The 11,172-nt window shown below is 49.0% G+C and carries 8 protein-coding genes, 2 tRNA genes and 3 rRNA genes; 12 read left to right on the forward strand and 1 reads right to left on the reverse strand.

What is annotated here, in order from left to right; translation table 11 throughout:
- Positions 1 to 5: 5 nt before the first annotated feature.
- From secY to rplQ, 7 genes are all read left to right on the forward strand, one after another.
- Positions 6 to 1,334 carry a preprotein translocase subunit SecY gene (gene secY, locus AC3AP5_RS02130; protein ID WP_006956434.1) on the forward strand — a complete coding sequence of 443 codons (1,329 nt, stop codon included), beginning with the start codon at positions 6 to 8 and terminating at the stop codon, positions 1,332 to 1,334.
- 25 nt (positions 1,335 to 1,359) lie between these two features.
- Entirely contained in the window at positions 1,360 to 1,473 is a 114-nt protein-coding gene (gene rpmJ / locus AC3AP5_RS02135; protein WP_006956433.1) for a 50S ribosomal protein L36, read from the forward strand.
- A gap of 117 nt (positions 1,474 to 1,590) precedes the next feature.
- Positions 1,591 to 1,947, forward strand: coding sequence for a 30S ribosomal protein S13 (gene rpsM / locus AC3AP5_RS02140; RefSeq protein ID WP_006956432.1), 357 nt, complete (start codon positions 1,591 to 1,593; stop codon positions 1,945 to 1,947).
- A 13-nt stretch (positions 1,948 to 1,960) separates the two neighbouring features.
- Positions 1,961 to 2,350, forward strand: coding sequence for a 30S ribosomal protein S11 (gene rpsK, locus AC3AP5_RS02145; protein WP_006956431.1), 390 nt, complete (start codon positions 1,961 to 1,963; stop codon positions 2,348 to 2,350).
- Positions 2,351 to 2,379: 29 nt separating this feature from the next.
- Positions 2,380 to 3,000 carry a 30S ribosomal protein S4 gene (gene rpsD / locus AC3AP5_RS02150; protein ID WP_006956430.1) on the forward strand — a complete coding sequence of 207 codons (621 nt, stop codon included), beginning with the start codon at positions 2,380 to 2,382 and terminating at the stop codon, positions 2,998 to 3,000.
- 25 nt (positions 3,001 to 3,025) lie between these two features.
- On the forward strand, positions 3,026 to 4,015 hold the full coding sequence (locus AC3AP5_RS02155) for a DNA-directed RNA polymerase subunit alpha (RefSeq protein WP_286682682.1): 990 nt from the start codon (positions 3,026 to 3,028) through the stop codon (positions 4,013 to 4,015).
- 38 nt (positions 4,016 to 4,053) lie between these two features.
- On the forward strand, positions 4,054 to 4,452 hold the full coding sequence (gene rplQ, locus AC3AP5_RS02160; protein WP_006956458.1) for a 50S ribosomal protein L17: 399 nt from the start codon (positions 4,054 to 4,056) through the stop codon (positions 4,450 to 4,452).
- Positions 4,453 to 4,517: 65 nt separating this feature from the next.
- Here rplQ and AC3AP5_RS02165 read toward each other — a convergent pair whose 3' ends face one another.
- A complete protein-coding gene (locus AC3AP5_RS02165) occupies positions 4,518 to 5,330 on the reverse strand; it encodes a hypothetical protein (RefSeq protein WP_131382171.1) in 813 nt (270 codons plus the stop codon).
- A gap of 480 nt (positions 5,331 to 5,810) precedes the next feature.
- Between AC3AP5_RS02165 and AC3AP5_RS02170 the strand changes: the two genes are divergently transcribed.
- From AC3AP5_RS02170 to rrf, 5 genes are all read left to right on the forward strand, one after another.
- Positions 5,811 to 7,352 (forward strand): 16S ribosomal RNA (locus AC3AP5_RS02170).
- Positions 7,353 to 7,460: 108 nt separating this feature from the next.
- Positions 7,461 to 7,537 (forward strand) — tRNA-Ile (locus AC3AP5_RS02175).
- A gap of 127 nt (positions 7,538 to 7,664) precedes the next feature.
- Positions 7,665 to 7,740: transfer RNA gene (locus tag AC3AP5_RS02180), tRNA-Ala, on the forward strand.
- 242 nt (positions 7,741 to 7,982) lie between these two features.
- Positions 7,983 to 10,953: ribosomal RNA gene (locus tag AC3AP5_RS02185) — 23S ribosomal RNA — on the forward strand.
- A 103-nt stretch (positions 10,954 to 11,056) separates the two neighbouring features.
- Positions 11,057 to 11,172: ribosomal RNA gene (rrf, locus tag AC3AP5_RS02190) — 5S ribosomal RNA — on the forward strand.
- The 16S, 23S and 5S rRNA genes sit together here with 2 tRNA genes alongside, the layout of an rRNA operon.

Here is an 11,172-nt window from a genome sequence, read left to right on the forward strand (position 1 = left end):
GTCTCATGGCTAAACCAGGATTGGAATCAAATCGAGCGCAAGGTGGCTTGTCGGAACTCAAGCGTCGCCTGTTGTTTGTGTTAGGAGCGATTATCGTCTTCCGAGCGGGCTCCTTTGTGCCTATTCCTGGTATTGATGCCGCCGTGTTAGCTCAGCTGTTCTCACAGCAAAAGGACACCATCGTTGCCATGTTTAACATGTTCAGCGGTGGTGCACTTGAGCGCGCATCCGTTTTTGCACTGGGAATAATGCCTTATATCTCTGCTTCAATTATTATGCAATTGGCTACGGTTGTTCACCCGCGTCTAGCAGAATTGAAGAAGGAAGGTGAGGCAGGTCGTCGTAAAATTAGCCAGTATACTCGCTGGGGTACGCTAATTCTTGCTACGTTCCAGTCAATAGGGATTGCCACGGGCTTACCTAACTTGATGCCTGGCCTGGTCATTGATCCAGGCTTTCAGTTTTACTTCACCGCCGTTGTGAGTTTAGTCACAGGCACCATGTTCTTAATGTGGTTGGGTGAACAAATTACTGAACGAGGCATCGGTAACGGTATCTCTATCCTGATTTTCGTGGGTATTGTTGCGGGCTTGCCTTCTGCTATCGGTCAGACAGCAGAACAGGCACGTCAAGGCGATTTAAATATATTACTCTTGTTGCTTATTGGTGTAATCGTGTTAGCGGTTACTTACTTTGTTGTTTTCGTAGAGCGTGGTCAACGTCGTATCGTTGTAAACTACGCCAAGCGTCAGCAGGGACGTAAAGTATTCGCGGCTCAAAGCACACACTTGCCATTGAAAGTTAATATGGCGGGTGTAATTCCACCAATCTTTGCATCAAGCATCATCCTGTTCCCGGGTACAATTGCGACCTGGTTTGGATCAGGTGACGGTGTTGTTGCTGATGTTTTGCAGCAAATTTCGATGACTTTATCTCCAGGTCAGCCACTTTATGTGTTACTATATGCGGCTGCGATTATTTTCTTCTGCTTTTTCTACACGGCGTTGGTATTCAACCCGCGTGAAACAGCAGATAATCTGAAAAAATCTGGAGCGTTCATTCCGGGTATCCGCCCAGGTGAACAAACGTCTAGATACATCGATAAAGTAATGACTCGCTTGACATTGGCAGGCGCGCTATACATTACCTTTGTATGTTTGGTTCCTGAGTTTATGATGATCGCTTGGAACGTTCAGTTCTACTTTGGTGGCACTTCGCTACTGATTATTGTGGTAGTCATCATGGACTTTATGGCACAGGTACAGACTCATATGATGTCTCATCAATACGATTCTGTGCTTAAAAAAGCTAACCTTAAAGGCTACGGCCGCTAAGGTTGGATAGAAACGGAGAGTAGCAATGAAAGTTCGTGCTTCCGTGAAGAAAATCTGCCGTAACTGCAAAATCATCAAGCGCAACGGTGTTGTGCGCGTGATTTGCACTGATGCAAAGCATAAGCAACGGCAAGGTTGATTCGAAGGAAAGGGCGGCGGCTTTAGGGTCGCCACCTTTAGTATTTGCAATTCGGCAATCGGTTGAGTATCCTAACGGGCTTTTCAACTGAAGCCTACAAAAAAAGGAGACGTGTTAGTGGCCCGTATCGCTGGCATTAACGTTCCTGACAATAAACACGCAGTGATTGCATTGACTGCAATCTACGGTATCGGTCGTACTCGCTCTAGCGCAATTTGCGAAGCAGCGGGCATTGCTGAAGATACCCAGATCGGTACATTGTCAGAAGAGAAATTAGACGTTCTTCGTGAAGCAGTAGCTAAGTATGCAGTCGAAGGTGACCTGCGTCGCGAAGTTTCAATGAACATCAAACGGTTGATGGATCTCGGATGTTTCCGTGGTCTTCGTCATCGTCGCAGCCTCCCTTTACGTGGACAGCGCACTAAGACAAACGCGCGCACTCGTAAAGGACCGCGCAAACCGATTAAGAAATAAGGGGGATTGAGTAATGGCTAAAGCACAGACTCGTTCTCGCAAGCGCGTTAAAAAGCAAGTCGCCGATGGCATGGCTCACGTGCATGCATCTTTCAACAACACCATCATCACCATCACAGACCGTCAAGGTAATGCGTTGGCATGGGCTACAGCTGGTGGATCAGGGTTCCGTGGTTCACGGAAATCAACCCCGTTCGCTGCGCAGGTTGCTGCTGAGCGTGCTGGTGAAATGGCGAAGGAATATGGTCTTAAGAACTTGGAAGTATTTGTAAACGGTCCAGGTCCAGGTCGTGAATCATCTATTCGCGCACTGAACGCCGTAGGATACCGCATCACGAATATTACCGATGTGACACCTATTCCTCACAACGGTTGTCGTCCGCCTAAGAAACGTCGCGTTTAAAGGCGTGAATCGATAGTTGGAGAAAGATCATGGCAAGATATTTGGGTCCTAAACTCAAGCTAAGCCGTCGCGAAGGAACAGACTTGTTCCTTAAAAGCGGCGTACGCGCAATCGATTCTAAATGTAAGATCGAAACTGCTCCTGGTCAGCATGGTGCCCGTCGTGGCCGTTTGTCTGATTACGGTGTTCAGTTGCGCGAGAAGCAAAAAGTACGTCGTATGTACGGCGTTTTAGAGAAGCAATTCCGTAACTACTACAAAGAAGCTGCTCGTATTAAAGGCAATACCGGTGAAAACCTGTTGCAGTTGCTAGAACAGCGTTTGGATAACGTAGTTTATCGTATGGGCTTTGCGTCAACGCGCGCAGAAGCTCGTCAGCTAGTCAGTCACAAAGCTGTTGTTGTTAACGGTCAAGTGGTTAACATTCCATCATTCATGGTTCGCCCTGAAGATGTAGTGTCTGTTCGCGAAAAAGCTAAAAAGCAAGCACGTATTAGTGCAGCGCTTGAGCTTTCAGAGCAGCGAGAAAAGCCAGTTTGGTTAGAAGTTGACAGCAGCAAAATGGAAGGTCAGTTCAAGCGTCTTCCTGAGCGCAGTGATTTGTCTGCTGAAATTAACGAACAGTTGATCGTAGAGCTTTACTCTAAGTAAAGCTTAAGCATAGAGAGAGGACACAATGCAGGGTTCTGTTACCGAATTCCTAAAGCCGAGGTTAGTTGACATCGAGCAAATTAGCACGACTCACGCCAAGGTGACACTGGAGCCTCTAGAGCGTGGCTTTGGTTACACCCTAGGCAATGCTTTACGTCGTATTCTATTGTCGTCAATGCCAGGCTGTGCAGTGACTGAAGTAGAAATCGACGGTGTGCTGCACGAATACAGCAGCAAAGAAGGCGTGCAAGAAGATGTCATCGAAATTTTGTTGAACCTCAAAGGGCTGTCTGTCAGCTTAGAAGGTAAAGACGAAGCGACGTTGACCTTGAATAAATCCGGTGCAGGTCCTGTAACCGCAGGTGATTTCCAGCACGATGGTGATGTTGAAATCGTCAATCCTGAGCACGTAGTTTGTCACCTCACTGGCGACAACGAATTGAATATGCGTGTTAAGGTTGAACGTGGTCGTGGTTATGTTCCTGCGTCGGCTCGTCAGTCAGAAGATGACGAGGAGCGTCCGATCGGTCGTCTGTTAGTGGATGCCTCTTTCAGTCCAGTTGAGCGTATTGCGTACAGCGTTGACGCTGCACGTGTTGAACAGCGCACCGACTTGGACAAGCTGATTATCGAAATGGAAACCAATGGTACATTGGATCCAGAAGAAGCGATTCGTCGTGCTGCTACAATTCTAGCTGAACAGCTAGAGGCATTCGTCGAACTTCGTGATATCAGCGAGCCGGAAGAGAAGGAAGAGAAACCGGAGTTTGATCCGATTCTCCTCCGTCCGGTAGATGACTTAGAATTGACTGTTCGTTCTGCAAACTGCTTGAAAGCAGAAGCAATTCAGTACATTGGTGACTTAGTACAACGTACCGAGGTTGAGTTATTAAAAACGCCTAACCTTGGTAAGAAATCGCTTACTGAAATCAAAGACGTCTTGGCGTCTCGTGGTCTATCTCTTGGCATGCGCCTTGAGAACTGGCCACCAGCAAGCTTGATCGACAACGACTAAGTTACCTTGGTAATTGATTTACTGAGAAGGGTATAGGTATGCGCCATCGTAAGAGTGGTCGTCAACTCAATCGTAACAGCAGCCATCGTCAAGCGATGTTCCGCAACATGGCTAGCTCGTTGGTGCGTCATGAGATCATCAAAACGACGTTGCCAAAAGCGAAAGAGTTGCGTCGCGTAGTCGAGCCGTTGATCACAATGGCTAAGCAAGACAGCGTTGCAAATCGCCGTTTAGCATTTGCACGTACACGTGATAAAGAAGTAGTGGGCAAGCTTTTCAATGAACTTGGTCCGCGTTATGAATCTCGCCCAGGTGGCTACACTCGCATTATGAAGTGTGGTTTCCGTGCAGGTGATAACGCACCAATGGCTTACATTGAATTGGTTGGCCGTCCCGAAGTAGAGGAAGTCGAAGAAGTAGCGGAAGCTGCGGAATAAGATTTCTGATACTAAAAAAAGCCGGCTTTTCAGCCGGCTTTTTTATATCCGTTACGCATGGTGAGCTATTTGTCGGCTTTGTTGTTATAGACTTTTGCGATTTGCTGTTCAGTTAAGTAGCCGTGCTCTTTAAACCATTCCAATTCTTCGCGATTAATCCCCTGTGCCTTTGCCTCAACTATAAAGCGATTCCACTGTTCAGGTTTAGGTCTTGTCTTCTGCTCTGCATTGTTAAAATTAAAAAAGTCTTTTACAGCGACAAATGCATGTTTGGTGATTTGAGGTATTTCCTTTATAGAAGAAACGACCGCATCTAGAAAATTGTCAGGCGAACTTTCGGCAGCCGATTTAACGACTGTTTCACTCATTCTCGGTTCACTCACTATGGCTACCCGTACAATAGTATTTAATTTTTCCGGTGCGAGACGAGTTGCTGTCGTCACAATATCATCGATATAACTCGGCTCTACATCTATTGCCTGCGCGATGGTTTCGTCGAACGCCTGCGGCGCGACTAAGTGAGTTGTCGTTAGCACGTCGGAAGTGAGTGCCGGCTCAACCTGAATAACCGCACGGTTAATAACTGGAATTCGTGTCGGGTAATGTTGATAGGCGGCAATTAAGATTTGATTGACGTGTTGTGGGTAGTGATTGACAAGTATTCTTACCGTACGCGTAATAGAAAAATTGTAATTTAGGTGGTCATCAATAACCGAGTTGTATTTGTCTACTAACTTTTTTTCTTGTGGTGTGAGTGTTGCTAAGTTGAGGTCAAATGCTTTGGCGCCTACAACGGGGTTAGTTGATTTTACGTGAACGTTAAAATTAGCCTTTGCTTCTCCGGATACAATAAAAAGACTCGCAGTGAAAACTGTCACGAGCGATAGTCTCGTACAAAAGTGCATTATAGATCCCCCAATACGACTAAATTACATCCATGTTTTATGTGTACATACTTGCTTTGTTTGTTATTTATAGTTGAAAGTTCCCATGAATCAAACAATAAAGCAACAAATAGGTTCAAAAAGTGGTCGTTTAAAATTAATTTCAAAAAAGTGCTTGCAAGTGTGAATAGGATCTCTATAATTCGCCGCCGTTGTCACAGAGAAAGACGCGGAAGCGCAGTGTGACACGGTCGTCGAAAAGAGTAGAAAAAAGTACTTGACGCGACGAGAAAGGGATGTAGAATACGCATCCCTGCTTCGGGAACGAAGCAACGCTCTTTAACAATATATCAAGCCAAGCAAACTGTGTGGGCACTTGCAAAAGTAAGCAACAAAAAATATTGCAACTTTTGAATGAGTGTCTAGCTACTGAGGTAGCAAGCACACGTAATTCATTGAGTTGATTGAACTTTTTAATTGAAGAGTTTGATCATGGCTCAGATTGAACGCTGGCGGCAGGCCTAACACATGCAAGTCGAGCGGTAACAGAGAGAAGCTTGCTTCTTTGCTGACGAGCGGCGGACGGGTGAGTAATACTTGGGAACTTGCCTCTAGGCGGGGGACAACCACTGGAAACGGTGGCTAATACCGCATAATGTCTACGGACCAAAGTGGGGGACCTTCGGGCCTCACACCTAGAGATGGGCCCAAGCGGGATTAGCTAGTTGGTGAGGTAAAGGCTCACCAAGGCGACGATCCCTAGCTGTTCTGAGAGGATGATCAGCCACACTGGGACTGAGACACGGCCCAGACTCCTACGGGAGGCAGCAGTGGGGAATATTGCACAATGGGCGCAAGCCTGATGCAGCCATGCCGCGTGTGTGAAGAAGGCCTTCGGGTTGTAAAGCACTTTCAGTGGTGAGGAAGGTCAGTAAGTTAATAGCTTGCTGAATTGACGTTAGCCACAGAAGAAGCACCGGCTAACTCCGTGCCAGCAGCCGCGGTAATACGGAGGGTGCAAGCGTTAATCGGAATTACTGGGCGTAAAGCGTACGTAGGCGGTGTGTTAAGCAAGATGTGAAAGCCCCGGGCTCAACCTGGGAATTGCATTTTGAACTGGCACGCTAGAGTCCTGAAGAGGGTGGTAGAATTTCCAGTGTAGCGGTGAAATGCGTAGATATTGGAAGGAATACCAGTGGCGAAGGCGGCCACCTGGTCAGAGACTGACGCTGAGGTACGAAAGCGTGGGGAGCAAACAGGATTAGATACCCTGGTAGTCCACGCCGTAAACGATGTCAACTAGTTGTTCGTGTCACTAAGACGTGAGTAACGCAGCTAACGCACTAAGTTGACCGCCTGGGGAGTACGGCCGCAAGGTTAAAACTCAAATGAATTGACGGGGGCCCGCACAAGCGGTGGAGCATGTGGTTTAATTCGATGCAACGCGAAGAACCTTACCATCCCTTGACATCCAGTGAACTTTCTAGAGATAGATTGGTGCCTTCGGGAACACTGAGACAGGTGCTGCATGGCTGTCGTCAGCTCGTGTTGTGAGATGTTGGGTTAAGTCCCGCAACGAGCGCAACCCTTATCCTTAGTTGCCAGCGATTCGGTCGGGAACTCTGGGGAGACTGCCGGTGATAAACCGGAGGAAGGTGGGGACGACGTCAAGTCATCATGGCCCTTACGGGATGGGCTACACACGTGCTACAATGGCGCGTACAAAGGGCAGCGAACCTGCGAGGGTAAGCGAATCTCATAAAGCGCGTCGTAGTCCGGATTGGAGTCTGCAACTCGACTCCATGAAGTCGGAATCGCTAGTAATCGTGGATCAGAATGCCACGGTGAATACGTTCCCGGGCCTTGTACACACCGCCCGTCACACCATGGGAGTGGGCTGCACCAGAAGTGGTTAGTTTAACCTTCGGGAGAACGATCACCACGGTGTGGTTCATGACTGGGGTGAAGTCGTAACAAGGTAGCCGTAGGGGAACCTGCGGCTGGATCACCTCCTTACACTTCGCTTATGGATGTAAGTGTCCACACAGATTGCTTGGTTTGATGAATAGAGAAGAATTGGGGTAGCTTGTGCCTTTGGCACAAGATAAAGCCTTAAATTATACTGGGTCTGTAGCTCAGCTGGTTAGAGCGCACCCCTGATAAGGGTGAGGTCGGTAGTTCAAGTCTACTCAGACCCACCATTTCTGCGCTGTGAACTGCGTTGCTGCGTCGTCGCATGCTGGTGCATGCGTCCTCCTTGCGGCCTTGCCACAGCTTGAAATTCCCTTTTCGGGTTTTGTTGGATGTGCCGACAGACCTGGGGTCTGTGGGGCCATAGCTCAGCTGGGAGAGCGCCTGCCTTGCACGCAGGAGGTCAGCGGTTCGATCCCGCTTGGCTCCACCACTTCTTCTCTATAGCGATGTTAGCGTTAAGCGTTCAAAGCTGAATGTTTACCGGTAACTTTGCGTTACATGCTCTTTAACAACATGGACAAGCTGATTGTAATAAAGTAATGAAATGCCACTCTACTTGAACCTTATTCAAATTGGTAGAGGCGTATCTTACAAGTGTACAGCGAGAACAAACAATCTTAGTTGCAATACAATGCACGAGGTTCTGCATAGCAGACATCTTAGGTGTTGTATGGTTAAGTGACTAAGCGTACACGGTGGATGCCTAGGCAGTTGGAGGCGATGAAGGACGTACTAACTTGCGATAAGCCATGACGAGACAGTAAGAGTCGTTATCAGTCATGGATTTCCGAATGGGGCAACCCACTCTGTTTACAGAGTATCCGGCACTGAATATATAGGTGCTTGGAGGCAAACCCGGAGAACTGAAACATCTAAGTACCCGGAGGAAAAGAAATCAACCGAGATTTCCCTAGTAGCGGCGAGCGAACGGGAAGCAGCCCTTAAGCTGACAATGCGTTAACAGAATCTGTTGGGAAGCAGAGCCATAGACGGTGATAGCCCGGTATGTGACGGCGCATAGTGAGTGAAAACGAGTAGGTCGGGACACGTGTTATCTTGACTGAATATGGGGGGACCATCCTCCAAGGCTAAATACTCCCAACTGACCGATAGTGAACCAGTACCGTGAGGGAAAGGCGAAAAGAACCCCGGCGAGGGGAGTGAAATAGAACCTGAAACCGTGTACGTACAAGCAGTAGGAGCCTCCTTGTGGGGTGACTGCGTACCTTTTGTATAATGGGTCAGCGACTTATATTTTGTAGCAAGGTTAACCGAATAGGGGAGCCGTAGGGAAACCGAGTCTTAACTGGGCGTCGAGTTGCAAGGTATAGACCCGAAACCGGGCGATCTAGCCATGAGCAGGTTGAAGATTGAGTAACATCAATTGGAGGACCGAACCCACTAATGTTGAAAAATTAGGGGATGACTTGTGGTTAGGAGTGAAAGGCTAATCAAGCCCGGAGATAGCTGGTTCTCCCCGAAATCTATTTAGGTAGAGCCTCGGATGAATACCTACGGGGGTAGAGCACTGTTTGGGCTAGGGGGTCATCCCGACTTACCAACCCCATGCAAACTCCGAATACCGTAGAGTACTATCCGGGAGACACACGGCGGGTGCTAACGTCCGTCGTGGAGAGGGAAACAACCCAGACCGCCAGCTAAGGTCCCCAAGTTATGGCTCAGTGGGAAACGATGTGGGAAGGCATAGACAGCTAGGAGGTTGGCTTAGAAGCAGCCACCCTTTAAAGAAAGCGTAATAGCTCACTAGTCGAGTCGGCCTGCGCGGAAGATGTAACGGGGCTAAGCCATACACCGAAGCTGCGGCAGTGTATGTATCACCACAGGCTATTCCGCTTACGCACAGCATGTGCGAAAGCGTCCCAACACTAGTTGCGGATAACGGAGTAGTTTGCGGGATACATACACTGGGTAGGGGAGCGTTCTGTAAGCGGATGAAGGTGTGTTGAGAAGCATGCTGGACGTATCAGAAGTGCGAATGCTGACATGAGTAACGATAATGCGGGTGAAAAACCCGCACGCCGGAAGACCAAGGTTTCCTATCCCATGCTAATCAGGGTAGGGTAAGTCGGCCCCTAAGGCGAGGCGGAAACGCGTAGTCGATGGGAAACAGGTTAATATTCCTGTACCGACATGTACTGCGATGGGGGGACGGAGAAGGCTAGGTGGGCCAGGCGTTGGTAGTCCTGGTGAAAGTTAGTAGGCTGAGGGTTTAGGCAAATCCGGACCCTTAAGGCCGAGAAACGAGACGAGCACCTACGGGTGCGAAGCCATTGATGCCCTGCTTCCGGGAAAAGCCTCTAAGCTTCAGGTACATGTTGACCGTACCCGAAACCGACACAGGTGGTCAGGTAGAGAATACTAAGGCGCTTGAGAGAACTCGGGTGAAGGAACTAGGCAAAATAGTACCGTAACTTCGGGAGAAGGTACGCCACCTTTGGTGAAGACTTCGCGTCGTAAGCTGAAGGTGGTCGCAGTGACCAGGTGGCTGGGACTGTTTATTAAAAACACAGCACTCTGCTAACTCGAAAGAGGACGTATAGGGTGTGACACCTGCCCGGTGCCGGAAGGTTAATTGATGGGGTTAGCGTAAGCGAAGCTCTTGATCGAAGCCCCGGTAAACGGCGGCCGTAACTATAACGGTCCTAAGGTAGCGAAATTCCTTGTCGGGTAAGTTCCGACCTGCACGAATGGTGTAACCATGGCCACGCTGTCTCCACCCGAGACTCAGTGAAATTGAAATCGCTGTGAAGATGCAGTGTACCCGCGGCTAGACGGAAAGACCCCGTGAACCTTTACTACAGCTTGGCACTGAACATTGAACCTACATGTGTAGGATAGGTGGGAGGCTTAGAAGCACTGGCGCTAGTTGGTGTGGAGCCATCCTTGAAATACCACCCTTGTATGTTTGATGTTCTAACCTAGCACCCTAATCGGGTGTGGGGACAGTGCCTGGTGGGTAGTTTGACTGGGGCGGTCTCCTCCCAAAGAGTAACGGAGGAGCACGAAGGTTGGCTAAGTACGGTCGGACATCGTACGGTTAGTGTAATGGCAGAAGCCAGCTTAACTGCGAGACAGACACGTCGAGCAGATACGAAAGTAGGTCATAGTGATCCGGTGGTTCTGAATGGAAGGGCCATCGCTCAACGGATAAAAGGTACTCCGGGGATAACAGGCTGATACCGCCCAAGAGTTCATATCGACGGCGGTGTTTGGCACCTCGATGTCGGCTCATCACATCCTGGGGCTGAAGTCGGTCCCAAGGGTATGGCTGTTCGCCATTTAAAGTGGTACGCGAGCTGGGTTTAGAACGTCGTGAGACAGTTCGGTCCCTATCTGCCGTGGGCGTTTGAGAGTTGAGAGGAGCTGCTCCTAGTACGAGAGGACCGGAGTGGACGAACCTCTGGTGTTCCGGTTGTCACGCCAGTGGCACTGCCGGGTAGCTAAGTTCGGAATCGATAACCGCTGAAAGCATCTAAGCGGGAAGCGAGCCTCGAGATAAGCTCTCACTAGCACATTAAGTGCTCTGAAGGGTCGTTGCAGACGACGACGTTGATAGGCGGGGTGTGGAAGCGTTGTAAGGCGTTGAGCTAACCCGTACTAATTGCCCGTGAGACTTAACCATACAACACCCAAGGTGTTTGCTTGTTGAGCACGTAAGACGCTTTATCGAATTGAATAAGAGAGTGGCGAAACAATCAGCCGAATCCATGTTGTGACAGTTTATGTCTGGCGGCCATAGCGGTATGGCACCACCTGGCTCCATTCCGAACCCAGAAGTGAAACATACCAGCGCCGATGGTAGTGTGGGGTCTCCCCATGTGAGAGTAGGACACCGCCAGAC

The sequence above is a fragment of the Idiomarina sp. D18 genome (assembly GCF_057748155.1).

What these genes read in the sequence shown, in the direction of transcription:
- secY (WP_006956434.1), top strand. Translation starts at nt 6, where the DNA reads ATGGCTAAACCAGGATTGGAATCAAATCGAGCGCAAGGTGGCTTGTCG.
- rplQ (WP_006956458.1), top strand. Translation starts at nt 4,054, where the DNA reads ATGCGCCATCGTAAGAGTGGTCGTCAACTCAATCGTAACAGCAGCCAT.
- AC3AP5_RS02155 (WP_286682682.1), top strand. Translation starts at nt 3,026, where the DNA reads ATGCAGGGTTCTGTTACCGAATTCCTAAAGCCGAGGTTAGTTGACATC.
- rpsD (WP_006956430.1), top strand. Translation starts at nt 2,380, where the DNA reads ATGGCAAGATATTTGGGTCCTAAACTCAAGCTAAGCCGTCGCGAAGGA.
- rpmJ (WP_006956433.1), top strand. Translation starts at nt 1,360, where the DNA reads ATGAAAGTTCGTGCTTCCGTGAAGAAAATCTGCCGTAACTGCAAAATC.
- rpsK (WP_006956431.1), top strand. Translation starts at nt 1,961, where the DNA reads ATGGCTAAAGCACAGACTCGTTCTCGCAAGCGCGTTAAAAAGCAAGTC.